This window comes from Saccharothrix sp. NRRL B-16348, from assembly GCF_001280085.1.
GTDB lineage: Bacteria > Actinomycetota > Actinomycetes > Mycobacteriales > Pseudonocardiaceae > Actinosynnema.
The window spans coordinates 67,464-92,379 of sequence record NZ_LGED01000180.1; the positions used below are offsets into that span (position 1 = coordinate 67,464).

The window sequence follows — 24,916 nt, forward strand, 5'->3', positions numbered from 1 at the left end:
GCATAACGCCCCGCCGACCCCGGTTCATTCCCATTACCTTGGTAGGGCTGTCCCCACCCCTCGCTGACCGGCGGACCTGATGGTTCCCGCCACCCGTTCGAGCGATGCTGGTCGGGCAACATCGGGCGTGAAGGTGGGGAACATGACGACGCGGGTCAACCCGAACATCGGCCGGATCAGCGGGTACTTCCTGCTGAACCTGGTCACAGGGCTCTTCTGGTTCGTCCTGCTGGTGACGCTGGGCGCGGTGAGCATCGGCACCGCCGTGATCTGGGTCGGCGTGCCGCTCGGCGTGTTCACGCTGGTCCTGGCGCGCGGCGCGGCGACGGCCGAGCGGGCCTGGCTGCGGGCGGCACTCGGCGTGGACATCCCCCGGCCGTACCGGGAGCTGCCCGACGGCGCCACCGCCCGCGCGAAGACGATCGTGAAGGACCCGGCGACGTGGCGCGACATGGCCTACTGGCTGCTCATGCTGCCGCTGGGCGCGCTCGAGTTCTCGCTCACGGTGGCGCTGTGGGCCGCCGTCGCGGGCACCGTGTTCCTGCCGTTCTACCTGCACTGGCTCCCGATGACGTGGGAGGTCACGTTCAGCGAGGGCAACGTGTGGCTGATCGACTCGTTCGCGAAGGCGATCCCGGTGAGCGTCCTGGGCCTGCTGCTCGGCGTCCTCGCGTACCGGCTGCTCAAGGCCCTCGGCCGGGGTCACGCGCTGCTCGCCCAGTCCCTGCTCGGCCCCTCCCGCTACGGCGTGCTGTCGGCGAAGGCGGAGCACCTGTCCGCCAGCCGGGCACGGGGCGTGGAGGCCGCCGAGGCGGAACGCCGGCGCATCGAACGCGACCTGCACGACGGCGCGCAGCAACGCCTGGTCGCCGTGGCCATGGGTCTCGGCCGGGCGCGCAGCAAGATGGAAACCGACCCGGACGGCGCGCGTGAGCTCATCGCCGAGGCGCACGCCGACGCCAAGCTCGCCATCTCCGAACTGCGCGACCTGGCCCGCGGCATCTACCCGTCGGTGCTGGGCGACCGCGGGCTGGACGCGGCGCTGTCCTCGCTGGCCGCGCGGTCCCCGATCCCGGTCGAGGTGGAGGTGGACGTCGAGCCGCGCCCGCCGACAGCCGTGGAGAGCACCGCGTACTTCACCGTCGCCGAGACGCTGACCAACGCCGCCAAGCACTCCGGCGCGACCCAGGCGCACGTGAAGGTCACCCGCACGGAGAACTCCGTGGTGGTGGAGGTCACCGACAACGGCCGCGGCGGGGCGGAGGTGCGTCCGGGTGGTGGCCTCGCGGGGCTCGCGGACCGTGCTGCGACGATTGACGGCGTGGTCGTCGTGGTGAGCCCGATCGGCGGGCCGACCGTGATCCGGACGGAGCTGCCGTGCGCGTGGTGATCGCGGAGGACTCGGTCCTCCTGCGGATGGGTGTGCAACGCCTGCTGGCCGACGAGGGGATCGAGACGGTCGCGGCGGTGGACGACGGCGAAGCGCTGCTCGCCGCGATCGAGGAACACCGCCCCGACCTGGCCCTGGTGGACGTGCGGATGCCGCCGACGTTCACCGACGAGGGGCTGCGGGCGGCGATCGAGGCGCGCAAGCGCATCCCGAACCTGCCCGTGCTGGTCCTCTCGCAGTACGTGGAGGAGCGGTACGCGGTGGAGCTGCTGGCCGGCGGCGCGAACGGCGTCGGCTACCTGCTCAAGGAACGCGTGGCGGACGTGTCGGAGTTCGTGGCCGCGGTCCGCCGGGTCGCCGACGGCGGCACGAGCATCGACCACGAGGTCATCACCCAGCTGATGGTCCGGTCCAAGCGCAACCCGGTCGATTCGCTCACCCAGCGTGAGCGCGAGGTGCTCGGGCTGATGGCGGAGGGCCTGTCGAACGCCGCCATCGCGGCCTCGCTGGTCGTGTCCGACGGCGCGGTGGAGAAGCACGTGGGCAACATCTTCGCCAAGCTCGGCTTGGAGCCGAGCACGAGCGAGCACCGCCGGGTGCGCGCCGTGCTGGCCTACCTCAACCTGGGCTGAGGCCGAGCAGCCGGGCGCCGTTGTCGTGCAGCACGGCCCGCAGGAACGGCTCGCCGAGCCGGTCGTCGGCGGCGGCCCAGCCCTCGATCGCGTTCAGCTGCGCCGAGTAGTCGTACGGGATGTTCGGGAAGTCCGAGCCGAGCACCACCCGGTCGGCCACGTCGACCAGCCGTGCCGCCCAGTCACCCGGCAGCGCCGCCCGCGCCTCGGTGAACGGCACGCCCACCATCGTGGTGTCCAGGTGCACCCCGTCGTACCGGGCGACGAGGTCCAGCGCGCCCAGGTAGTCGGGCATCCCCGCGTGCGCCACGACCGCCACCAGCGACGGGTGCCTGCGCAGCACGTCCTCGAACACGTCCAGCCCGGTGTGCGCGCCCGGCACCGGCCCGTGCCCGCAGTGCACCACCACGGGCACCCGTGCGTCGGCCAGCAGGCCCCACGCGCCATCGAGCGAACGCGGGTCGTAGCCGCCGACCTGCACGTGCGCCTTGAAGCACCGCGCACCGGCCGACAGTGCCCGCGCCACGTACGCCTCGACGCCCGGCTCCGGGTACAGCGTCGCGGTCGGCACGGCGCCGTCCACGCGCGAGCCGAAGTCCAGCGCCCAGTCCGTCAGCCACTCGCCCATGCCCGGCTTGTGCGGGTACACCAGGGGCGCGAAACCGACCACCCCGAACGAGCGCAGCGCGGCCAGCCGCTCCGCCTCGGGCAGCCGGTACCGGATCGACCAGTCGACGCCGTAGTGCCGCGACGCCTCGTCGAAGAACGCCCACACCTTGTCCAGCACGCGCTGCGGCATGAAGTGCACGTGCACGTCGACCAGACCGGGCACGGCGGCGTTCAGTAGCGGCCCTTCAACGCGCGGCCGTGCGCCTTCTGGATCTCCCGCTCCGCGTCCCGCTTGGCCAGGTCCTGGCGCTTGTCGTACGACTTCTTGCCGCGCGCCAGCGCCAGCTCGACCTTGACGTACCCGTCCTTGAAGTACATCGACAGCGGGATGAGCGACAGACCGCTCTCCTTGGTCTTGCCGATCAGCCGCTCGATCTCGCCCTTGTGCAGCAGGAGCTTGCGCTTGCGGCGCACCTCGTGGTTCGTCCACGTGCCCGCCACGTACTCCGGGATGTGCAGCGCGTGCAGCCAGATCTCGCCGTCGTCCACCTGGGCGAAGGCGTCCACCAGGGACGCCCGGCCCATGCGCAGGCTCTTCACCTCGGTGCCGACGAGCACGACACCCGCTTCGAAGGTGTCGAGGATGGTGTAGTCGTGCCGAGCCTTGCGGTTCGACGCGATCACCTTCTGACCGCGTTCCTTGACCATGACGGAAACCTTACGTGAGCACGCCAGCGGTTATAGGCGCACGTAGAGACGCAGCGTGACGTAGCCGGTCAGCGCCGAGATCGCGATCGCCACACCGACCAGGATCGGTGAGAGGAACAGGATCTCCACCATGCTCACTTCCGGGATGATGTTGGCCGAGAACAGCTCGCCGAGCACCCGGTTGAGCAGGAAGAGCTTCGTCACCACGAGCAACCCGATCGAGGCGACGGCACCGATGACGCCGGCGACCACCGCCTCGATGAGGAACGGCAGCTGCGTGTACCAGCGGGTGGCGCCGACCAGCCGCATGATGCCGACCTCCGTGCGCCGGGTGAACGCCGACACCTGGATCGTGTTGGAGATCAACATCAGCGCGGCGAACGCCTGGAGCAGCGCCAGCGCCAGCGCGGCGTCACGCACGCCGTTCAGGAAGCCGAACAGCCGGTCCAGGTCCTCGCGCTGGTCGTCGACCTTCTTGACGCCCGCCTTGCCGGTGAACGCCTGCACGATCACGTCGGACCGCTGCGCGTCCTCCAGCTTGACCCGGAACATCGCCGGGATCGCCTCCGGACGGGCCAGCTTCGCCAGCTCCGGCTGCGACTCGAAGACCTTCTTGAACCGCTCGAAGCCCTTGTCGCGGTTCTCGTAGACGACCGTCTCGACCCCGGACGTGGTCTCCAGCTGGCTGCGCAGGCTCGCACAGGGCTGCTGCGTGCAGTCCTTGTCGTTCACGCTGATGTCGTTGGTGAGCATGACCGCCACCTCGAGCTGGCCGAGGTAGTCGTCCTGCATCTTGCCCACCATGTTGACGACCAGCAGGCCGACACCGAGCAGGAAGAGCGAGATCGCGGTCGTGAGGATCATCGCGATGGTCATCGTGACGTTCCGGCGCAGGCCGGTGACGACCTCGCTGAACACGAAGCTGGTACGCATCGGGGGGAACGTTCCTCAGTGTCGGGGGATGAGGGGGTCCGGCGGCCTCGGGCTCAGCGGCCCACGCCGTAAACACCCCGCGCGTCGTCGCGGATGATCCGGCCGTGGTCCAGCTCGACCACGCGACGGCGCATGGAGTCGACGATGCCGTGGTCGTGGGTGGCCATCACCACCGTCGTGCCGGTGCGGTTGATCCGCTCCAGCAGCAACATGATGTCCTGGCTGGTGTCGGGGTCCAGGTTCCCGGTCGGCTCGTCGGCCAGCAGCACCAGCGGCCGGTTGACGAACGCGCGGGCGATCGCCACCCGCTGCTGCTCACCGCCCGACAGCTCGTGCGGCATCCGGTCCGCCTTGCCGTCGAGGCCGACCAGCTGCAGCACCTCGGGCACCACCTTGACGATGGTGTTGCGCGGCTTGCCGATCACCTCCAACGCGAACGCGACGTTCTCCGCCACGGTCTTGTTGCTCAGCAGCCGGAAGTCCTGGAACACGCAGCCGATGGACTGGCGCAGGCGGGGGACCCTGCGCCGGGACATCTTGGCCACGTCGAAGTTCGACACGTACACGCGGCCCTTGCTGGGCACTTCCTCCCGCAGCAGAAGCCGCAGGAACGTGGACTTCCCGGAACCGGAAGGCCCGATGAGGAACACGAACTCACCCTTGTCCATCTCGACCGAGACGTTGTCGAGCGCGGGACGCGCGGAGCTCTTGTAGACCTTGGACACGTGTTCGAGGCGAATCACGAGGCGCGAGTGTACTCGCGGGCCGGGTAAAGCCCTCGTCTCGCCCGCCGGTTGGCGGCTTGACCGATCAGGACTGGTGCTGCTTGCGCCAGCGGATGCCCGCTTCCAGGAAGTCGTCGATCTCGCCGTCGAGCACCGCGGACGGGTTGCCGACCTCGTGCTCGGTGCGCAGGTCCTTGACCATCTGGTAGGGGTGCAGCACGTAGGAGCGCATCTGGTTGCCCCAGCTCGACCCGGTGTCCTTGAGGGCGTCCATCTTCGCCTGCTCCTCCTGCCGCTGGCGCTCCAGCAGCTTGGCCTGGAGCACGGCCATCGCGGTGGCCTTGTTCTGCAGCTGGGAGCGCTCGTTCTGGCAGGAGACCACGATGCCGGTCGGGATGTGCGTCAGGCGCACCGCCGAGTCGGTCGTGTTGACGCCCTGGCCGCCGGGGCCGGACGAGCGGTAGACGTCGACCCGCAGTTCCTTCTCGTCGATGTCGACGTGGTCGGTCGTCTCGACCACGGGCACCACCTCGACGCCCGCGAACGACGTCTGCCGGCGGCCCTGGTTGTCGAACGGCGAGATGCGCACGAGGCGGTGCGTGCCCTGCTCGACGCTGAGCGTGCCGTAGGCGTACGGGGCCGTGACGCGGAACGTGGCGGACTTGATGCCCGCCTCCTCGGCGTAGGACGTGTCGAACACGTCGACGCCGTAGCCGTGCCGCTCGGCCCACCGGGAGTACATCCGCAGCAGCATCTCGGCGAAGTCGGCCGCGTCGATGCCACCCGCCTCGGCACGGATCGTGACCAGGGCGTTGCGCTCGTCGTACTCGCCGGACAGCAGCGTGCGGACCTCGAGCGAGGAGATCTCGTCGCGGAGCTTCGCGCGCTCGGTGTCGGCCTCGGCGAGGCTGCCCGCGTCACCCTCGTCCTCGGCCAGCTCGTACATGATCGACAGGTCGTCGAGCCGGTCCCGGAGGTTCGTGATGCGACGCAGCTCACCCTGCTTGTGCGAGAGCTTGCTGGTGACCTTCTGCGCCTGCTCCTGGTCGTCCCAGAGGTCCGGCCGGGCCGCCGCCTGCTCCAGCTCCGCGACCTGGGCGCGCAGCGCATCGAGGTCCATCACCGCCTCGATGCTCGTGAGCGTGGCGGAGAGGTCCTTGATGTCTGCTTCGACGTCGGGATTCACGTCCCAAGATTACGCCGGCACCGGTCGCGGAGTGCGACCGGTGGGCGCGATTCAGGCCGTCGGGATGGCGTCGAGCAGCTTGAGCACGGCCTTGGCGTGCGCCAGGCCGAATTCGGCGACCGCCTTGGCGTAGGCGTCCTCCGCGGTCTTGACCGCCGTCCTGGCGGCCTCCTGCTCGGCGCCGTAGCTCGCGCGGGCGGAGTCCACGAGCCCTTGCCGCTGTTTTGCGGTCAAGGAGCCCGCGTGCACCAACCGCAGGATCAGCGGGCTGCGCAGGTGGTCCGGTCCCGGCTCGGAGAGCAGCCAGTTCTTGAACGCCTTCTTGCCCGCCGCGGTCAGCACGTACTGCTGGCTGGATCGCGGGCCCTGCTTGCCGAGGCGCAGCAGGCCTGCGTCCGCCAACGCGGGCAGCTCGCGGTAGACCTGGCTGCGGGTGACGCTGAAGAACGCGCCGAAGCGCTCTCCGGCCTCAGCCACGAGCTGGCCACCGGTCTTGGGTCCGTCGTGCAGCAGCCCGAGCAGGGCAGCCGCCGTCGCATTCAGGTCCGACACACCACCAACGGTGCCACGCTCACCGGTCGCTGTCCACAATGGTCAGCCGTTCTGTCCACTGTGGCTGATCACGGGCTAGTGGAGCTGGGCCAAGCGGAGCAACGCAAAGCATCGCTGCGTAACCACTCGCTGATCAACGCCACGCGTTCGGCCTCTTGACCCGGGCTGTCCACGCGAAGTGGAAATCCATTGAGCCGCAAGGGAAACCGCACTTTTGCGTTCACTCGAACGGCAGCGCGGTGTCACGCGGCGCGTCCGGCGCGCCCCGCCGGCCCCATCGGGCGATAGCACAACCCGGTGATGTCGGGCTCTCGACGTGGCAAACACGTCGGGTGGTGGGACCATTACGGCGGGTGTTCGTACGACTGGGAGGTCAGCTGTGGGCATCAAATGGACGACGGGAACGAAGGTAGTCCGCAACGCCCGCGCCTGGGCGTCCGGCACGATCCCGGAGCAGGCGGGCAAGGACGAGTGCATGGTGTGCGGCAAGCAGATCCGCCGGCATCGCACGGTCAGCGGCGAAGGCCGGGTGTGCTCCCTCACGTGCGCCCAGTACTGGGCCGAGAACATGACCTGAGCACAGACAAAGCGAAAGGCCCCCGGAGTCGGAACTCCGGGGGCCTTTCACGTGGTAGCGGGGACAGGATTTGAACCTGCGACCTCTGGGTTATGAGCCCAGCGAGCTACCGAGCTGCTCCACCCCGCGCTGTAAGGACAACTATACACGCCCCCAGAACCCCTTTTCACCGGGGTCCCCTAACCGCATATCCCCAGCTCACCCGCCCAACAACCAGCGAGACCCTCACCCACACCCTAACCACCCCGCCTACCTACCTATCCACCCGCACCTGCCGCACTCAACCGGCACCGGGCGGGGGTCCAGGGGCTTCGCCCCCGGTCAGGGGTGCAGGGGGCGAAGCCCTCCTGCCCGGGGTCCGGGGGCCGGGCCCCCGGTGAAATGCGAAAAAGCCGTGTTCATGATTTCCATGAACACGGCTATCCCACTTTGTAGCGGGGACAGGATTTGAACCTGCGACCTCTGGGTTATGAGCCCAGCGAGCTACCGAGCTGCTCCACCCCGCGCTGCATTTAGAACTCTACGCCTGGGGTTAACCGGAATGCAAATCGGGTGGCCCGGAACGTGTCCCAGGCCACCCGATGGCGATATCAGTGCAGGTCAGCCGGTCGGCGTCGTCGGCTGGGTCGTAGTCGTCGGCGGCGTCGTCGCCCCCGCCGCCGTGTTGAACCTCTTCGTCGCGTCGTCCAGCGCCTTGTAGGCGTTGCCGAGCTCGACGAAGTCACCGCTGGACTGCGCCGCCTTGATGCGCGACAGGGCCGACTGGATGTCCCGCACGGCCTGCTGCAGCTCCGTGCCGCCCTGCCCGTCGTTCGGCGCCGTCGGCGTCGTGCTGGGCGTGGACGTCGGCGGCTGGCCGTTGGGGTCCGGTTGCGGCACCTGCGACGACGAGCCGGACAGGACCTCCTCCATCGCCTCGGCCAGCGTCGGCGCGTAGCCCACCTTGTCGCCGAAGCTCACCAGCACCTTGAACAACTGCGGGAACTGGGTGTTCTGGCTGGCCCGTTCGATGTAGATGGGTTCGACGTAGAGCAGGCCGCCGCCCACCGGCAGGGTCAGCAGGTTGCCGTAGACGACCTTCGTCTGCCGCTGGGCGAGCAGGTTCAGCTCACCGCTGACCTCGCCGTTGGTGAGGAAGGTGGTTTGGATCTGCTGTGGACCCTTGACCTCGTTGTTCAAGGTCAGCACGCTCATCTTGCCGTAGTTGTCCGGGTCGGATCTGACCGTCACGTACGACGCCATGAACTCCCGGTTCAACCGCACCAACGCGCTGGTCAGCTGGAAGCTCACCTTGTTCGCGTCGCCGGTCGGGTCGCCCGCCAGCACGTAGAACGGCGGCTGCCGGTCCCGCTGCTGCTGCACGCCCTGCTGCTGTGCCTCGACGGTGGTGGCGTTGTCGATGGTCGGGTCGGACGGCACGTCCCAGAACGAGACGCCGGAGTAGAAGTCACGCGGGTTGTCCACGTGGTACTCCGACAGCATCTCCCGCTGCACCTTGAACAGGTCCTCGGGGTAGCGCAGGTGCTCCTTCAGCGACTGCGACATCTCGCTGTTGGCCTTCACCGTGCCCGGGAAGACACCCATCCACGCCTTCAGCACCGGGTCCTGCGTGTCCATCTCGTACAGCGTCACCGTGCCGTCGTAGGCGTCCACAGTGGCCTTGACCGAGTTGCGGATGTAGCTGATCTCCCGGTTCGGCTGCTGCGCGACGCCCGGCAGCGAGTCGTTCGTGGCGTCACCCAGGGCCGTGCGGCGGGCGTACGGGTAGTTGTCGAGCGTGGTGTAGCCGTCGACGATCCACGTGATGCGGCCGTCCACCACGGCCGGGTACGGGTCGCCGTCCACGGTCAGCCACGGCGCCACGGCCTCGACGCGGTCACGCGGGTTGCGGTTGAAGATGATCCGCGACTCGTCGCCGATGGCCGAGTTGAACAGAATGTTCCGCTCGCCGTACGCGGCGGCGAAGACCACCTTGTTGAACAGGCCGCCGATGCGGACGCCGCCCTTGCCGGTGTAGGTGTAGGACGAGCCGTCGGTGTCGTACTCACCGGGCGCGCCCTCGCCGCGGCCGCCGACGATGGCGTAGTCGGCCGGGCTGCCCAGCTCGCCGTAGTAGGTGCGCGGCTGCTCGACGCCGAACGGGCCGGGCTGGACCTTGCCGTCCTGGCCGACCTGGGCCGCCTCGAACACGGGGTAGCCGCCGTCACCGTCGTCGTCCGCGGTCGAGTTCACCTTGCTGGCCTCGGCGAACACCATGCCGTTGCCGTGGGTGTAGATGAGGTGCTGGTTGATCCAGTCGCGCTGGCCCTGCGGGATGCCCGCGGTGTTCAGCTCGCGGACCGCGACGATGTAGTCCTGGAGCTGCTTGTCCTTCGTGTACCGGTCGACGTCGAGCTTCTCCGGGAACGCGTAGAACGGCCGCAGCTGCTGGAACTGGGTGAACGTCTTGGAGATGACGGCCGGGTCGAGCAGCCGGACGTTGCCGACCGTCGCCTGGTCGTTCTTCAGCTCGTCCAGCGAGACGTTCTGCTTGCCCACGTACGGCTTGTTCTCCACCTTGTCCGGCGTCAGCCCGAAGGCTTGCCGGGTGGCTTCGATGTTGCGGCCGATGGGTTCGGCTTCCTTCTCGATGGCGTTCGGCTTCACCGAGAACTGCTCCAGCACGGCGGGCCACGCGGCGCCGACCAGGATGGAGGACAGCACCAGCAGCACGGTCGCGATCGCCGGCAGCTGGAGGTTGCGCAACACCGCGCCCGCGAAGAACGCGATGGCGCAGAAGACCGCGATGAACAGCAGGATCAGCTTGGCGGGCAGCACCGCGTTGAGGTCGGTGTAGCTCGCGCCGTCGAACTTGTCGTTGCGGTCGGAGAACAGCAGCGTGTACCGGTCGAAGAAGTACGCGACCGCCTTGAGCAGGATGAACACGCCGGCCACGATCGCCAGGTGGGTGCGCGCGGGCCCGGAGAGCTGGCCGCCGCGGCCCGCCAGCCGGATGCCGCCGAACAGGTAGTGCGCCACGACCGCGGCCACGAACGCGACCGCCGTCGCGATGAACAGCCACGACAGGATCCACGTGTAGAACGGCAGTTGGAACGCGTAGAAGCCGATGTCGTGGCCGAACTCAGGATCGTTCACGCCGAACGAGGTGGCGTTGAAGAACAGCTGGACCTGCTGCCAGTCGCCCTGGGCCGAGGTGCCCGCGATGAGGCCGACCAGCACCGGCAGGCCGATGGCGAACAGCTTCATGCGCCTGCTGACGACCGCGCGGTAGCGGGCCACCGGGTCGTCGGGCCCGGACACCGGCACGAAGACCGGCCGGGAGCGGTAGGCGAGGATCAGGTTGATCGCGACGAGACCGCCCACCAGCAGACCCACGGCGAAGAACAACCCGAACCGGGTCGCGAGCACCGTGCCGTAGACGCTGCGGAAGCCGACCTCGCCGAACCAGAGCCAGTTGACGTAGGTGCCGAGCAGCCTTGAGCCGGTGATCAGACCGACCAGGACCACCGCACCGACGATGAGCAGAATCCGGCTGCGACGGGACAGCCTGGGCAGTCCGACCGGGGGCCGTGTGGCCACGGGGCACGCTCCTGGATCGCGGTAGTGGCGTTCGTACGTTCTGTCCAACTCTACGGAGGCCGCCGAGGGTTCCCCGTTCGGTCTTGTCTTTACCTAGATGCGACCATGGCGCACGTGTCAGCCAGTGAAACGCCGCCCGTGGTGCTGCCCGAGGTCGCCCGCGAGGTCGAGGAGTTCGTGTCCACCGCCGGGTGGAACCAGCCGACCCAGCTGTTCGCGCTGGTACCGACGGCCGAGCTGCTGGAGCGGCAACCCGAGCTGGCGGGCCAGCTCGACCCCGCCGCCTCGCCGTTGACGCCGATCGCGCAGGACTCCCTGCCGGACGACGAGCTGGACCGGGCGCTGGCGGGCATCGTCTGGCCCGACGTCGTGCACGGGTGCGCGTTGGCGCAGGAGATCGTGGTGCTGCCGCCGGACGCCGAGGCCCAGCTGACCGAGCAGGACCTGGACGACGAGCAGGCGCGCAAGTTCGCCGCCGAACACCCCCAGCGCCGGGAGGCGCGGCTGGTGGCGGCGGTGCTGCGGGACGGCTCGGCGGCGTGCGTGCTGCGGCTGCGGGGCAACGTGGAGGTGCCCGAGGAAGTCGTGGCACACCCCGAACTGGCCCCAAACCTAACCCGCGCCCTCTTGGAGACCCTCAGGCAGTGACATGGCCGCTGCTCCGCAGACGGCGGCTCGGTCGCCTGGAAGTCGATCGTTCGCGCCCTGATTCCCGACGATCGAAAAGCGTGATCGCCGGGAATGAGGACGCGAACGATCGACGCGACCTCGCGGGTGGGTGCGGAGCGGCGGCAATCAGCAACCCGGCGCGTCGCCGCCCTTGCTCAGGGATTCGAGCGACTGCACGGCGTCGTCCAGCTTCTCGACCTTGACCAGGCGCAGGCCCTCCGGGGCGTGCTGCTTCGCCTCGTCGCAGTTGCCCGCGGGCACGAGGAACACGGTGGCGCCGCCTTCGCGGGCGGCGACCATCTTGAACCCGATGCCGCCGATGCGGCCGACCTCGCCCTTGTCGTTGATCTCGCCGGTGCCCGCGACGGACTGGCCGCCGTTCAGCTCGCCCGGCGTGAGCTTGTCGACGATCGACAACGCGAACAGCAGGCCCGCGGACGGGCCGCCGACGTCCGTCAGGCTGATCTTGATCTCGAACGGCACGTCCGCGCGGTCCAGCGGCAGCACGCCGAGGAAGCCGGTCTCGCGGCCCTCCATGCGGCCCAGGGTGACCGAGGCCGTCTTGCGCTCGGACCCGCGTTCGAACGTCAGCGTGACCCGATCGCCCGGCTTGGTGGCCTCCAGCGCCGCGCGCACGTCCTCGGCGCTGCCGATCTGCTTGCCGTTGACCTCCAGCAGCCGGTCGTTGGGCTCCAGCACCTCGGCGGCCGCGGTGTCGTTGGTGATCTCGGCGGCGACGACCTTCATCGGGTAGTCCAGGTAGCTCAGCGCGGCCACCTCGGCGCTGCTCTGCGAGTCCTGGAACGCCTTCACGTTCTGGTCGCGGACCTGCTGCTCGGACTCGCCGGGCCGGAAGAACTCCTCGCGCGGCGCCAGCGCGTACCGGCCGCTGATCCACAGGCCGAGCGCGCCGAACAGCGACACGTCGTCGGTGAGCGACACGGTGGTCATGGTGAGGCTGCCGCCGGTCGGGAAGGTCTCCTGACCGTCCACCGACACCACGTCACCACCGTTGACCTGGCCCAACGTGTCGTAGGTCGGGCCGGGACCCAGCGCGACGTACGGCACGCGGGCGAACCCGCCGAGCAGGCCGAGCGCCAGCACGACCGTGAGGCTGACCACGAGGGTCCACGTCCGCCGGGTCAGGCCGCGCCGCGGCGCGTGCGGTGGGGGTGGTGCCTGGTCCACGACGGTGTCGGTGCCTTCGGTCACGCCAGACAGGGTACGACCACGGCGTCACGCTGCCGGCGAACCGGTCCCACGCGGGGCTGCCGTGCCGCGTACCGTGGACCCATGAGTGACCTGCCCTTCGGGTTCAGCCCGCAGGACCCCGACGACCGCAACCGCAAACCCGGAGACCAAGGGGACAACCCCTTCGACTTCAACCAGCTCGGCGCGATGCTGAGCCAGCTCGGTGCGATGTTCAGCAACGCGGGCACGTCGTCCGGGCCGGTCAACTACGACCTCGCGAAGCAGATCGCGCTCCAGCAGCTCGCCGGCAAGGGCGGCACCGGTTTCGCCCCCGACCAGAGCGGCGCGGTGGCCGACGCCGTGCACCTGGCGGAGATGTGGCTCGACCCGGTGACGGCGCTGCCCGCGGGCGCCCGCACGTCCCAGAGCTGGACCGCGCGCGACTGGGTGGAGCGCACGTTGCCCACGTGGCAGCGGCTGTGCGACCCGGTGGCCCAGCGCGTGTCCGGCGCTTGGGTCGACGCGATGCCGGCCGAGGCGAAGGAGGCCGCCGGACCGCTGCTGTCGATGCTCGGGCAGATGGGCGGCATGGCGTTCGGCTCGCAGCTCGGCGGCGCGCTGGCGCAGCTCGGCGCGGAGGTGCTGACGTCGACCGACGTGGGGCTTCCGCTCGGGCCGGAAGGCACCGCCGCGCTGCTGCCGGACAACATCGAGAAGTTCACCGAGGGCCTGGAGCGGCCGACCAGCGAGGTGCTGGTGTTCCTGGCCGCGCGTGAGGCGGCGCACCAGCGGCTGTTCAGCCACGTGCCGTGGCTGCGGCAGCGGCTGCTGGACACCGTGGAGGAGTTCGCCCGCGGCATCACCGTCGACACCTCGGCGCTGGAGCAGCTGGCCGGCCAGATCGACCCGGCGAACCCGGCGAGCATCGAAGAGGCGATGAAGTCGGGGATGCTCGAACCCCAGACCACGCCCGAGCAGAAGGCCGCGCTGACCCGCCTGGAGACGCTGTTGGCCTTGGTCGAGGGCTGGGTGGACGTGGTGGTGAACGAGGCGGTCGGCGAGCGGCTGCCCGGCGCCGACGCGCTGCGGGAGACGCTGCGCAGGCGGCGTGCGTCCGGCGGGCCGGCGGAGCAGACGTTCGCCACGCTGGTCGGCCTCGAACTGCGGCCGCGCCGGCACCGCTCGGCGGCGGCGCTGTGGAAGCTGCTCACCGACCAGCACGGCATCGAGCAGCGCGACAGCGTGTGGGAGCACCCCGACCTGGTGCCGTCGGCGGAGGACCTGGACGACCCGATGGAGTTCGCCGAGCGGTTCGGCCAGACGCGCAAGGCGCTGGAGGACCCGATGGCGGAGCTGGAGCGCACCCTGCGCGACCAGGACGACAAGGGCGAGGGCGACGAGCCGAAGAAGGACGACGCCTAGCCTCACCGACCGGCGAAGAGCGGCCCTCAGCCGCCTCCGACCTCGCCCGCGACGTCGGAGGCGGCGCGATCCGACTCAGTCCTCCTCCGTGATGCCCAGGCCCGCCGCGGCCGACAGGCCTTCCAGGTACCCGATGGCGCGTTCCGCCTTCGGGTACCTGTGCACGAGCAGCCAGAAGTCCTTGCCGTGCCCCGGCACCTCCAGGTGCGCCAACTCGTGCACCAGCACGTAGTCGAGCACCCACGCGGGCACGTCGCGCAGCCGTTCGCTGATCCTGATCGTGCCCTCGCTCGGCGTGCACGACGCCCACCGCGTGCGCATCGGCGGCACCCACCGCACGCTGCTCGGCTGCACGCCGTCCAGGTACCTGTCCGCCAGCTCCTCGCACCGCGCCAGCAGGGCGGCGTCGGACGTGCGCGTGGGCGAGCGCCTGCGGGTCTCGCTGCGCTGCAGGCGGCTCAGCATCTCCGCCACCCAGTGCTTCTCCTCGGTCTTGCTCATGCGAGCCGGCAGCAGGACGACGACCGTGTCCCCCTCGCGGTACGCGCTCACCATGCGACGGCGCCGGGCGCTGCGCCGCACCTCCACCTGCGGTTCGGGCATGGCGTTCACGGTAAGGCCAGGGACCGACAATCCGCGGCGGCCAAGCGGCGGTCTGTGGAGGGACGGACCAGCAGGTTCCACCGAAAGGCGGCTGGACACGCTCGACGCGGCGTGCAGCGGACGCGCGTTCCCGGAGGTAGCGTTCAGCGCAACCCCCGAGTGTGGCGCAGATCGCTCCGCACTCTCGAAGCGAGGAGGAAGCCGTGGCCGAGACCTACAACGGCTACTGCGTCAAGTGCCGTGAGAAGCGCGACTTCACGGGCGAGGTGCACGAGAGCAACAACCGCAGGATGGCCAAGGGAAAGTGCCCGGTCTGCGGAACCACGGTGACCCGAATCCTCGGCAAGGCGAAGGTCTGATTCGCGGACGGGCGGCCGGGCCCTTCGCGGCGCCCAGCCGCCCGTCAAGGCCCTTCGTGGCCTCTGTGGACAACCGGCAAGCCTGTGGACAGGCGTTTTGCCGTACCGGCCGCCGCGGGCAGGCTGCCGGTGTGGATCTACCCAATCGCCCGAGGGTCCTGCCCGGCCTGCCGCTGCTGCGCCGCCGGGCCGACGTGGTCCAGATCGGCACGGACCCGCGGCACGCCATGCTGGTCGAGGACGTGCCGGAACCCATGGCGTCCGTCCTGCTCGGCCTCAACGGCCGACACACCCTCGCTGACCTGCGTGAACGGCTCGCCGAACACGGTCGGCAGGCGGCCGAGTTCGCAGGCGTGCTGCACGGCCTGGCGCGGGCCGGGCTGGTCGAGGAATCCGTGCCCGTGCCGCACCCCCGGCTGGCCGCCGAGGTGACCGGGTGGGCGCTGCGCACCCGTCGTTGTGCCGTCTCGCTGCCCGCCGACCGTGCCGCCAGATCCGTCGTGGTGCACGGCGAGGGTCGGCTCGCGGTCACCGTCGCCACGCTCCTCGCGGCCTCCGGAGTGGCACACGTTCGGGTGGTCGCGCGGGGTCGCGTCGGCCCCGAGGACACCGGATCGGGGTACCTCGAATCGGATGTCGGCCGACCGCGCGCCGAGGCCGCCCAGGACGCCGTGCGGCGGGTCTGCGGGACCGTGCGGCCGGTGGGGCGCGCCGTGGACCTGGTGGTGCTGGCCGACGCCCTGGTGCCCGCCCCGGAGCTGCTGCACCAACTCGTCTCGGACGGCACACCGCACCTGGCCGTGCGGGTCCGGGAAGGGCTCGGCGTGGTCGGCCCGCTGGTCGTGCCCGGTCGCAGCAGCTGCCTGAGGTGCGCGGACCGGCACGCGACGGACACCGACCCGGCGTGGCCGAGGATCGCCGCGCAGCTGGTGGACCGCGCCCAGCACGCCGACCTGGCCACCGTGACGGCGACGGCGGGCGTGGCGGTCGGTCAGGCGCTGCTGGCGCTCGACCGGTCCGAGCCCGCCGCGACCAGGCCACCCACCTGGGACGCGACCCTGGAGGTCGACGCGTTCACCGGGGTGGTCGAACACCGGATCGCGCCGGTGCACCCGCGCTGCGAGTGCCGTTCCGCGACGTGATCCACCCTCAGCCAGGCCTGTGTAGGTTTTGTGGCAGGGGCGTGCACCACTGCGACCACGTGATCGGGCGGGAGGAGAATCACCGGGTGAGCGAGATCCCGCGCAAGGCCGTGCAGCGCACCGCCAAGCTGGCCAGCCTCCCGCTCGGGGTGGCGGGCCGGGTGGTGGGCGGCTGGGGCAAGCGCCTGGCAGGCCGCAGCTCCGAGGAGGTCAACGCCGAGGTGTCGGCGAAGACCGCGGAGCAGGTGTTCGCGGTGCTCGGGCAGCTCAAGGGCGGCGCGATGAAGTTCGGCCAGGCCCTGAGCGTGTTCGAGGCGGCGGTGCCGGACGAGCTGGCCGAGCCGTACCGCGAGGCGTTGACCAAGCTCCAGACGGCCGCGCCGCCGATGCCCGCGCGCACCGTGCACCGGGTGCTGGCCGAGCAGCTCGGGGCGGGGTGGGCGAAGCGGTTCGCGTCGTTCGACGACTCACCCGCCGCGTCGGCGAGCATCGGGCAGGTGCACCGGGCGGTGTGGCACGACGGCCGCGACGTGGCGGTGAAGGTGCAGTACCCGGGCGCGGACGAGGCGTTGCAGAGCGACCTGAGCACGTTGCTGCGGTTCAGCCGGGTGTTGCAGGCGGTGATGCCCGGCACCGAGGTCAAGCCGCTGCTGGAGGAGCTGCGGGACCGGTACCTGGAGGAGTTGGACTACCGGACCGAGGCGGACAACCAGCGGATCTTCGCGAAGGCGTTCGACGGCGACGAGCGCGTGCTCGTGCCGCGCGTGGTGGCCAGTTCGCCGAAGGTGATGGTCACCGAGTGGACCGAGGGCACGCCGCTGTCGAAGATCATCCGAGCCGGTGAGCGCGACGAGCGCGACCTGGCCGGGCAGTTGCTGTCGGAGTTCCACTTCTCGGCGCCGAGCCGGTCCGGGCTGCTGCACGCCGACCCGCACCCCGGCAACTTCATGCTGGGCGCGGACGGCCGGTTGCGCGTGCTGGACTTCGGCGCGGTCGCCCGGCTGCCCGACGGGTTGCCCAAGACGCTCGGCCTGATGACCAGGCTGGCGCTGGACGGCCGGTCGGCGGACCTGGTGGAGCTGCTGCGGTCGGAGCGGTTCATCCGTCCCGGGACCGAGCTGCACGCCGAGGACGTGCTGAACTACCTGGCGCCGTTCGTCGAGCCGCTGCGCGCCGAGACGTTCCACTTCACCCGGCGGTGGCTGCAGAAGCAGGCGGAGCGCGTCGGCGACCTCCGCAGCCCCGATTCGCAAACGGGAAGGTCCCTGAACCTGCCCCCGCAGTACCTACTTATCCACAGGGTGACGCTGGGCGCGACGGGCATCCTCTGCCAGCTCGACGCGAACGTGCAGGCCAGAGCCATCGTCGCCCGCTGGCAACCGGGGTTCGACGACTGAGTTGTCCACAGGTCCGCGACTTATCCACAGATCACGAACACCCCCTGGCCGACCCTCCGGAACCCCCGGAAGATCGACCCCATGGACCAAGTGATCAAGGCAGCGGACCTGAAAGCCGCCGGCGTGCCCGGCTACCTCATCGACCTGAAGTGCCGCCCCGGCGGGCCGTGGCAGCGCATCCTGCCGGGCGTGGTGCTGCTCAGCGCGAGCCCACCGACCCGCGCCCAACGCCTCCAGGCCGCCCTGGCCTACGCGGGCCCGAAGGCCGTGGTCACCGGCGTGGACGCCCTGCACGCCCACGGCCTGCACACCCTGCCACCCCCAGCCCGCATACACCTGCTGCAACCGGCCACCAACCGCCGCTCGTGCGCCGAGCACGTACTGCTGGAACGCACCACCCGCCCGCCGAAGGTGGTCGTGGAAGCCGGCTTGCCCCTGGCCGAACCAACGAGAGCCACCCTGGACGCCGCCCGCCACGAACCGGACCCGCTACGCCAACACCACCTGCTGTCCACCGCCGTCCGCTCCGGCCTGTGCACGCTCACCAGCCTGACCAGAGAACTGAACGCGGGCAGCAAACGCGGCACCGCCACCCCCCGAGCAACCCTGAAACTCCTCTCCGCCCTCCTCCGCTAACCCCACCGCCCCACCAACCCGCACACGAACCCACCACCCAGCCTCACCACGGACCCCACCCACCTCCGCGCCGCACACAGGTATTCACACCTCACCGCACCCAGACCCGCACCTGGCCGGGGACCGCAGAGGTCGTCCTACCCGGCGAACAAGCCTTCCTCACACGTGCTCGTCCTCAACCGACTCCAGCCGCCTACCCGGCGGTCCAGTAGTCGGTGGGCAGCTTGCCTTCGATGTCCCGAACATGCGCACGCGCGCAGACGTGGCACAGCCACTGGTCGGTGCCGCGCTCCCGCTCCCGCACCCAGGCCAAGAGCTGGGCCGGGTCCGTGACGGACGAACGCGTCCGTCCGCAGCGGGCACAGGTGTCGGTCACGGTTTGCGGCCCAGGTACACGGTGTTGGCAGTCAGGAGGAACACGTCGTCGCGCAGCCCGAGGAAGGCCGGGTCACGCGGGTCGAGGAGTTGCTTCACCGTGCGGCGGTCGGCGGGGTGGAGCACGTCGCCGGCGACCTCGTCGAACCACGTCAGCTGGTTCACCGCCCAGTCGCGCACCGCCTGCTTGGGCGGCGCCGGGTGGTCGATCAGGTAGCTGAACGCGGTCACGTCCACCAGACCGGCGTCGGAGAGCACGAGGTTCCAGCCGCCGTGCATGCGAACGGCCCCGGCCGTGTTCTCCCGCATCCGCACGAACCACTGGTCACGCGCGGCCAGCAGCCGGTCCTGCAGGCCGGGCTCACCGATGCCCAAGTCGAACGGGAGGAACTTGCCGCTCAACCCGCCCTCGGCGAGCGCCAACCACCCGCCCGGCGCGACCGCCTCGACCAACCGCACCACAGCCGCACGCTGATCAGGGAGGTGATGCACGACGTTCGAAGCCCACACCAACTGCGCGGGCCCGGCGATCTCCACCGGCCGTTCGGTGGCCAGGTCGGCGAGCACCGGCCGGACGCGCACGGTCGCCGTGGACGTGTCGGTCTCGTAGGTGGCCGCCGACCGGGCAACGCTCGTGGCCGCGTCCAACAGCTCGGGCACGGCGTCGACCAGCACGACGGTGCCGCCGCCACGAGCGGACAGTGCCTCGACGAGTGCCACGCTCATCCCACCGGCACCACACCCGACGTCCAGGACGGTCGGCTTGTCGGGCAGCCCGCGGACGAGTCTGCGCGCGACGACGCGCCGCGGCTCGGCGTCCAACTCGTCTGCCTGCCGCAACGCGGTCAGCCGGGACGACCAGTCGATCCCGTCATGGGTGTGGGCATGGGCGTGGTTGTGAGAGTGAGCTGCCACACGACGAACGGTACCCACGCCAAGCCGAACCCTCCCACCGAAATCGCACCCGCCGCGCGGTCGCCGGCATCGAGCACGTCGCAGCGGCGGGGCGCGACGGGATTGCGGCAAGCGAGTGGGGCGAGGCGGTGGCGGCAAGCAAGTGGCGGCGAGGGCGGCGAGCACGCGGCCGAGAAGTGGCGGCGAGGGTGGTGGCGGCACAAGTGGCGGCGAGGTAGCGGAGAGGGTGGCGGTGAAGTCCTGCCTTCCGGGTGCGGATACGGCGAAGGGCCCGCCCTCCCCGTCGTGGGACGAGGAGGGCGGGCCGCTCCGTGCATCAGATCGCGCGGGCCTTCATGGCAGCCCTGCGCTGGGCCCATCCGGCCAGCCGACGCCACCTGCGGGCGACGACCAGGCGGTGGGCCAGCCGATGCTGTCGCGCGAATATCTCCGCGTCATGCATTCGGGATCTGGCGAGATTTTCTTCGAGCAGCATGGGGTTCCCCTTGGGGTTGACTTCGATCAGCATGGATTCGTCTGCGGTGGATCGGTACGTGGTCACGCGGCGGCCTCCTGGTCGTTAGCCCCCCGGACAACGGTCGCGGCGGGTGCCGCGGGAACAACTGGTGCTGCGTCCTTGCGGGGGCGCCCACGGGGACGCTTCCGCGCGATCACGGTTCCGCGCTCGAAGATCTCGCCGCCCCAGACCCCCCAGGGCTCGTGACGAGCAAGCGCACCGGCCAGGCACTCGGCGATGACGGGGCAGGTGGCGCAGAACCTCTTCGCCTCCTCCAGCTCCGCCGGCGCGTCGGCGAACCACAGGTCCGGGTTGTTGGTACGGCAAGGAAGTTCCAAGCCGGCGTCGGGCGCGGTGTCGATCAAGGTCGCGACACCCGCCCCGGAGAGCTCCGGCTCGGTGGACAACGTCCCGTTTATGGGGACGGTCGCGGTCAACATCAGGTGGACTCCTGTCAAGGGTCTTGCATGGGGTTTTTGTTTGTCGTTCGAACCGCAAAACGGGTCGGAACAGCACGAAGGCCGCGGATCCGGTTACGGGTCCGCGGCCTTCGTGAGCTTGGTGGCCTGACTACATGGTGGTCAGGTACTTCGCTCGTGCGCGGACGGCGCAACGTTCTGAGTCGGGACGAGGGTCGACGCGTGCGGCGTCGGCACCTGGATCAGCTGAACTCGCTCAGCACCCCACTTGAGGGCGTGGCGATCGCGGGCAGACTTCTCCCCCGCGACATGAGCAGCGCCTGCGGCCAAGGCCACCCCGGACTTCAGGTAACCGGGCGTCTCGAAGCACATGAGAGTGTTCACGACCGGTCACCTCCTCGGGTGTCTCGACTCGACTGCTAGCTCTTGAATCCCCAGCGGGCGCTTCGCGCCCGGCCTGAGCAGGTTATGACCCCGCGCGGGACGCGTGCAACAGGTTTTTCCAAATACCTGTCGATTGAGTGAAAATTCAGCGTTTGCCCTGCACAGAGCGCTAGGGCGCGACCACTCGTCCGGACGAAGCCGCTCGCGGGCGAGCCGGTCGGGGTCACCGACCGCGGATCAACGCGAGATCAACGCCGGATCAACACGGCCCACACGCACGCCCCACGCAGCCCTCACCCGACCCCGACACGGCCACCGACACGGCCACCGACGTGGCGGCGGCACGGCGTCAACGCGGAGGTCAACGCCCGCCGCGCACGAGGGCCAGCACGTCGTCCCCGAACCGGTCCAGCTTGGCCGCGCCGATGCCCGAGATCGACACGAGCCCCGCGACGTCCTCAGGCCGCTGCTCGGCGATCGCGACCAGCGTCGCGTCGGTGAACACCACGTACGCGGGCACCTTCAGCTCCCGTGCGCGATCCGCCCGCCACGCCCGCAGCTTGGCCAGCAGCTCCTCGTCCAGGTCCGACGGGCACGAGGCGCACCGGCTCAGCTTGACCGCCCGCGCGTCCACCAACGCCGACCCGCACACCCGGCACTGCGGCTTGGGCCGCTTCTGCAGCGGCTCCCGCTTGGCCGTGCGCGACGCCGGGTGGTCCTCCGGCACCAGCCCGTAGAGGAACCGGCTGCGCCGCCGGTAACGACGCCCGCCCGCGGCCCGCGCCAACGCCCACGACATCCACAGGTGCTCACGGGCCCGCGTCACGCCCACGTACAGCAGCCGTCGCTCTTCCTCGATCGCCGCGTCGTCACCGTCGGCGTGCTGGATCGGCAACGTGCCCTCGACCAGCCCGACCAGGAACACCGCGTCCCACTCCAGGCCCTTCGCCGCGTGCAGGGACGCCAGCGTCACGCCCTCCACCGTCGGCGGGTGCTGCGCCTCGGCGCGCAGCTCCAGTTCGGCGACGAACTTCGGCAGGTCCGCCGAGTCCACCGCGGTGACCAGCTCCTCGGCCAGTTCGACGAGCGCGAGCAGCGACTCCCACTTCTCCCGCGCCGTCCCGCCGGCGGGCGGCTCGTCGGTCAGGCCGATACCGGCCAGCACCTCGCGCACCACCTTCGGCAGCTCGCCGGTCGGCTCGTGCGCCGCCGCCGACCGCAGCGCCACCATCGCCTGCCGCACCTCGGCGCGCTGGAAGAACCGCTCGCCACCGCGCACCTGGTAGGGCACGCCGACCTCGGCCAGCGCCTGCTCGAAGACCTCCGACTGGGCGTTGACGCGGTAGAGGATGGCGATCTCGCTGGCCGACACGCCCTCGTCCAGCAGCGCCTTCACCCGCCGCGCGACGGCCGCGGCCTCCAGCGTCTCGTCGTCGAACTCGGTGAACGTCGGCTTCGGCCCGTCCGGTCGCTGCCCGATCAGCCGCAGCCGTGACCCGGAGGGACGGCCGCGCGCCCACTTGATCACCTCGTTGGCCAGGTCGACGACCTGCGGCGTCGACCGGTAGTCACGCTCCAGCCGCACCACGACGGCCTCGGGGAACCGGCGCGGGAAGTCCAGCAGCGGACGCGGCGAGGCGCCCGCGAACGAGTAGATGGTCTGGTTCGCGTCACCGACGACGGTCAGGTCGTCGCGGGCGCCCAGCCACGCGTCGAGCACGCGTTGCTGCAACGGCGTGACGTCCTGGTACTCGTCCACCACGAAGCACCGGTACCGGTCGCGGAACTCCTCGGCGACCTCGCCGTGCTCCTCCAGCGCCGCCGCGGTGTGCAGCAGGAGGTCGTCGAAGTCGAGCAGCTGCGCCTGGTTCTTCAGCTCCTCGTACGTGCGGTAGACCTGCGCGACCTGCTCGGCGGGCGCGGGCGTGTCACGGCTCGTGCGGCCGGCGGCGTTCGGGTAGTCGTCGGGCGCGACCAGCGACGCCTTCGCCCACTCGATCTCGCCGGCGAGGTCGCGCAGCGAGTCCGACTCGGTGGACAGGCCGACCCGGTTCGCGGCCTGGGCGACGAGCCGCAGCTTGTTGCGGTCCATCAGCTGCCACTGCTCGCCGCCGACCACGCGCGGCCAGAAGTAGCGGAGCTGGCGCAGTGCCGCGGCGTGGAACGTCCGGGCTTGCGCGCCGTGCACGCCGAGCGCGCGCAACCGGGTCCGCATCTCACCCGCGGCACGGGCGGTGAACGTGACGGCGAGGACTTGACCTGGGGAAACGTGCCCGCGTTGGACCAGGTAGGCGATGCGGTGCGTGATGGTGCGGGTCTTGCCGGTGCCGGCGCCCGCGAGCACGCAGACCGGGCCGCGCGGAGCTTCCACGGCGGCGCGCTGTTCCGGGTCGAGTCCCTCCAGCAGCCGGTCCATGCGCTGCATCCTCGCAGAGGTCAGCGAGTACTCCCGTCATGGGGCGCGACGGCGCGCCGTATCCTGGTGGGTATGGCTGGTAAGCAGGACAAGGCGGCTGCCAAGGCGGCCTCCAAGGAAGCGGCGAAGGCTCGGCGCGCGGCATCGAAGGCGAAGCGCAGCCAGATCTTCGAGGCGTTCAAGATGCAGCGCCGCGAGGACAAGGCGCTCGTGCCGTTGATGCTGGCGTGCCTGCTCGGCGCGACGGCCGCGGCGTTCCTGATCGGCCTCATCTGGGACATGCAGTGGGTGCTGCTGCCCATGGGCATCGCGGTGGGCGCGCTGCTCGCGGTCATCGTGTTCGGCCGCCGGGTGCAGAAGACCGTGTACGCGAAGGCGGACGGCCAGCCGGGCGCGGCCGCGTGGGCGTTGGACAACCTGCGCGGCAAGTGGCGCGTGACGCAGGCCGTGGCGGGCACGACGAGCGGTGACATGGTGCACCGGGTGCTCGGCCGGCCGGGCGTGGTGCTGGTCGCCGAGGGCGCCCCGCACCGGGTGAAGAACCTGCTCGCGCAGGAGAAGAAGCGGGTGGCCCGGGTCATCGGCGAGACGCCGATCTACGACGTCGTCGTGGGCACCGAGGACGGCCAGGTGCCGCTGCGCAGGCTGCAGAGCCACCTGATGAAGCTGCCGCGCAACATCTCGACCGCCCAGGTCGACACGATCGACAACCGGCTGGCCGCGCTGGCCAGCCGCGGCGCGGCGCTGCCCAAGGGTCCGATGCCCCAGGGCGCCAAGATGCGCAACGTGCAGCGCGCCATGCGTCGGCGCTGACGAACGTCCACCGCGGCGGCGGTGAGTCCCCGGCCGGGGGTTCACCGCCGCCGTCGTGTTTGACGGCCGCCCTCGTGCCCTATTGGGTGACGACGAAGAGGGTGAAGTCTTCGCGGGCCCTCGCGTCCATCTCCACGGGCAAGCGGATGCGGCCGGAATCGACCATTCCCCGCACGACGGACCGGCTCAGACCGAACCCGGCGGTGAGCAGCTTCCCCACCCGGATGGGCGCGGGCAGTTCGAACCGGACGAGGACTTCGAGCGGCGCCGAGTCCTCGCGGTCGATTTCGTAGAACGGCATGTCGGTTTCCAGCTCCCACGTGCCGTTCCAGTCGAGCCGGTGTCCGGCTTTGCCCGCGAATGCCGCGTCCACGACCAACTGCCGCACGAGGGCGGGGTCGTTGCGCTCGAACCCGAGCAGCCGCTCATGCGCTAGTGACTGCACGTGGACGCGCTCGTGGACGGGGACTTTCGACGTGCGGCCGCACTTCGCGCAACCGATCAGCAACCAGACGTCGAGGAGCTTGCCGCTCGCGTTCACCCGGAACTTCCCGGTGGCGTGGTGACGCGTAGACCTGCAGGTCACACACGTTTTGACGATCGCGGGCAGGCCGAGCTCGCGGACCACCCACAGGGCTTTCCGGTCGGCCTCGGGTCGATCACCGTCAGCGGGCACACGGATATCACGGAAATGATTCATGGCGTTGGCGAATTCCCAGCATCACGGCAGCAAGTGGCGTGCGGCCTGCGCCTCGAAGGGCAGACCGACAGGCGCGACGCCGCAGATC

The 24,916-nt window shown here is 70.3% G+C and carries 25 protein-coding genes and 2 tRNA genes; 10 read left to right on the top strand and 17 right to left on the bottom strand.

The genetic code is table 11. The features are described from left to right. Positions 1-142: 142 nt before the first annotated feature. Positions 143-1,390, top strand: coding sequence for a sensor histidine kinase (locus ADK67_RS16860; protein ID WP_053717385.1), 1,248 nt, complete (start codon positions 143-145; stop codon positions 1,388-1,390). Then, positions 1,378-2,022, top strand: a complete 645-nt coding sequence (locus ADK67_RS16865) for a response regulator transcription factor (RefSeq protein WP_053717386.1) — start codon at positions 1,378-1,380, stop codon at positions 2,020-2,022. Before ADK67_RS16860 ends, ADK67_RS16865 begins: the two co-directional genes overlap by 13 nt. On the opposite strand, the gene ADK67_RS16870 is transcribed toward ADK67_RS16865, so the two are convergent. From ADK67_RS16870 to ADK67_RS16895, 6 genes are all read right to left on the bottom strand, one after another. Beyond that, the gene (locus ADK67_RS16870; protein ID WP_269436003.1) at positions 2,009-2,854 is read right to left on the bottom strand and encodes an amidohydrolase family protein; all 846 of its coding nucleotides are present in this window, start codon (positions 2,852-2,854) and stop codon (positions 2,009-2,011) included. The genes ADK67_RS16865 and ADK67_RS16870 overlap by 14 nt on opposite strands. Positions 2,855-2,862: 8 nt before the next feature. Then, entirely contained in the window at positions 2,863-3,339 is a 477-nt protein-coding gene (gene smpB, locus ADK67_RS16875; RefSeq protein WP_053717387.1) for an SsrA-binding protein SmpB, read from the bottom strand. A gap of 30 nt (positions 3,340-3,369) precedes the next feature. After that, the gene (ftsX, locus tag ADK67_RS16880) at positions 3,370-4,272 is read right to left on the bottom strand and encodes a permease-like cell division protein FtsX (RefSeq protein WP_053717388.1); all 903 of its coding nucleotides are present in this window, start codon (positions 4,270-4,272) and stop codon (positions 3,370-3,372) included. Between the two features lie 53 nt (positions 4,273-4,325). Beyond that, a complete protein-coding gene (gene ftsE / locus ADK67_RS16885; RefSeq protein WP_053717389.1) occupies positions 4,326-5,015 on the bottom strand; it encodes a cell division ATP-binding protein FtsE in 690 nt (229 codons plus the stop codon). A gap of 67 nt (positions 5,016-5,082) precedes the next feature. Then, positions 5,083-6,183 (bottom strand): peptide chain release factor 2, encoded by a 1,101-nt coding sequence (gene prfB / locus ADK67_RS16890; RefSeq protein ID WP_053717390.1) that lies wholly within the window; start codon positions 6,181-6,183, stop codon positions 5,083-5,085. Between the two features lie 51 nt (positions 6,184-6,234). Beyond that, positions 6,235-6,735, bottom strand: coding sequence for a PadR family transcriptional regulator (locus tag ADK67_RS16895; protein WP_053717391.1), 501 nt, complete (start codon positions 6,733-6,735; stop codon positions 6,235-6,237). Positions 6,736-7,114: 379 nt separating this feature from the next. On the opposite strand from ADK67_RS16895, the gene ADK67_RS16900 reads away from it, so the two are divergent. After that, on the top strand, positions 7,115-7,312 hold the full coding sequence (locus tag ADK67_RS16900; protein WP_053717392.1) for a hypothetical protein: 198 nt from the start codon (positions 7,115-7,117) through the stop codon (positions 7,310-7,312). 52 nt (positions 7,313-7,364) lie between these two features. Here the strand turns inward: ADK67_RS16900 and ADK67_RS16905 are convergent. The 3 genes from ADK67_RS16905 to ADK67_RS16915 form a co-directional block, all read right to left on the bottom strand. After that, a tRNA-Met gene (locus ADK67_RS16905) sits at positions 7,365-7,441 on the bottom strand. A gap of 303 nt (positions 7,442-7,744) precedes the next feature. Then, positions 7,745-7,818, bottom strand: a tRNA-Met gene (locus ADK67_RS16910). 94 nt (positions 7,819-7,912) lie between these two features. Then, positions 7,913-10,891, bottom strand: a complete 2,979-nt coding sequence (locus ADK67_RS16915; protein ID WP_053717393.1) for a UPF0182 family protein — start codon at positions 10,889-10,891, stop codon at positions 7,913-7,915. A 105-nt stretch (positions 10,892-10,996) separates the two neighbouring features. On the opposite strand from ADK67_RS16915, the gene ADK67_RS16920 reads away from it, so the two are divergent. Beyond that, positions 10,997-11,539, top strand: a complete 543-nt coding sequence (locus ADK67_RS16920) for a PPA1309 family protein (RefSeq protein WP_053717394.1) — start codon at positions 10,997-10,999, stop codon at positions 11,537-11,539. A gap of 147 nt (positions 11,540-11,686) precedes the next feature. On the opposite strand, the gene ADK67_RS16925 is transcribed toward ADK67_RS16920, so the two are convergent. After that, positions 11,687-12,772, bottom strand: a complete 1,086-nt coding sequence (locus tag ADK67_RS16925; RefSeq protein WP_053717395.1) for a YlbL family protein — start codon at positions 12,770-12,772, stop codon at positions 11,687-11,689. 81 nt (positions 12,773-12,853) lie between these two features. Between ADK67_RS16925 and ADK67_RS16930 the strand changes: the two genes are divergently transcribed. Then, positions 12,854-14,173: a zinc-dependent metalloprotease gene (locus ADK67_RS16930; protein ID WP_053717396.1), complete on the top strand. Its 1,320-nt coding sequence runs from the start codon at positions 12,854-12,856 to the stop codon at positions 14,171-14,173. A gap of 75 nt (positions 14,174-14,248) precedes the next feature. Here the strand turns inward: ADK67_RS16930 and ADK67_RS16935 are convergent, their stop codons facing one another. Beyond that, positions 14,249-14,776, bottom strand: coding sequence for a M48 metallopeptidase family protein (locus ADK67_RS16935; RefSeq protein ID WP_053717428.1), 528 nt, complete (start codon positions 14,774-14,776; stop codon positions 14,249-14,251). Positions 14,777-14,979: 203 nt separating this feature from the next. On the opposite strand from ADK67_RS16935, the gene ADK67_RS52575 reads away from it, so the two are divergent. The 4 genes from ADK67_RS52575 (at position 14,980) to ADK67_RS16950 (ending at position 18,310) form a co-directional block, all read left to right on the top strand. Then, positions 14,980-15,135, top strand: a complete 156-nt coding sequence (locus ADK67_RS52575) for a DUF5679 domain-containing protein (RefSeq protein ID WP_015098458.1) — start codon at positions 14,980-14,982, stop codon at positions 15,133-15,135. A 131-nt stretch (positions 15,136-15,266) separates the two neighbouring features. Next, a complete protein-coding gene (locus ADK67_RS16940) occupies positions 15,267-16,277 on the top strand; it encodes a ThiF family adenylyltransferase (RefSeq protein WP_053717397.1) in 1,011 nt (336 codons plus the stop codon). A gap of 86 nt (positions 16,278-16,363) precedes the next feature. Beyond that, positions 16,364-17,674, top strand: coding sequence for an ABC1 kinase family protein (locus ADK67_RS16945; protein ID WP_053717429.1), 1,311 nt, complete (start codon positions 16,364-16,366; stop codon positions 17,672-17,674). 81 nt (positions 17,675-17,755) lie between these two features. Then, complete coding sequence (locus tag ADK67_RS16950) at positions 17,756-18,310, top strand: hypothetical protein (protein ID WP_053717398.1); 555 nt, start codon at positions 17,756-17,758, stop codon at positions 18,308-18,310. A gap of 193 nt (positions 18,311-18,503) precedes the next feature. Here the strand turns inward: ADK67_RS16950 and ADK67_RS16955 are convergent, their stop codons facing one another. The 5 genes from ADK67_RS16955 to ADK67_RS16980 form a co-directional block, all read right to left on the bottom strand. Then, positions 18,504-18,686, bottom strand: a complete 183-nt coding sequence (locus ADK67_RS16955) for a hypothetical protein (protein WP_053717399.1) — start codon at positions 18,684-18,686, stop codon at positions 18,504-18,506. Beyond that, positions 18,683-19,600 carry a class I SAM-dependent methyltransferase gene (locus tag ADK67_RS16960; protein WP_053717400.1) on the bottom strand — a complete coding sequence of 306 codons (918 nt, stop codon included), beginning with the start codon at positions 19,598-19,600 and terminating at the stop codon, positions 18,683-18,685. Before ADK67_RS16960 ends, ADK67_RS16955 begins: the two co-directional genes overlap by 4 nt. Positions 19,601-19,916: 316 nt before the next feature. Beyond that, entirely contained in the window at positions 19,917-20,141 is a 225-nt protein-coding gene (locus ADK67_RS16965) for a hypothetical protein (protein ID WP_053717401.1), read from the bottom strand. Further along, a complete protein-coding gene (locus ADK67_RS16970) occupies positions 20,138-20,536 on the bottom strand; it encodes a WhiB family transcriptional regulator (RefSeq protein ID WP_053717402.1) in 399 nt (132 codons plus the stop codon). Before ADK67_RS16970 ends, ADK67_RS16965 begins: the two co-directional genes overlap by 4 nt. 724 nt (positions 20,537-21,260) lie before the next feature. Continuing rightward, positions 21,261-23,324 (bottom strand): ATP-dependent DNA helicase UvrD2, encoded by a 2,064-nt coding sequence (locus tag ADK67_RS16980; RefSeq protein WP_053717404.1) that lies wholly within the window; start codon positions 23,322-23,324, stop codon positions 21,261-21,263. Positions 23,325-23,387: 63 nt separating this feature from the next. On the opposite strand from ADK67_RS16980, the gene ADK67_RS16985 reads away from it, so the two are divergent. Then, positions 23,388-24,128 (top strand): DUF4191 domain-containing protein, encoded by a 741-nt coding sequence (locus ADK67_RS16985; RefSeq protein WP_053717405.1) that lies wholly within the window; start codon positions 23,388-23,390, stop codon positions 24,126-24,128. A 79-nt stretch (positions 24,129-24,207) separates the two neighbouring features. On the opposite strand, the gene ADK67_RS16990 is transcribed toward ADK67_RS16985, so the two are convergent. After that, positions 24,208-24,756, bottom strand: coding sequence for a DUF1062 domain-containing protein (locus ADK67_RS16990; RefSeq protein ID WP_231648220.1), 549 nt, complete (start codon positions 24,754-24,756; stop codon positions 24,208-24,210). Between the last annotated feature and the right edge of the window lie 160 nt (positions 24,757-24,916).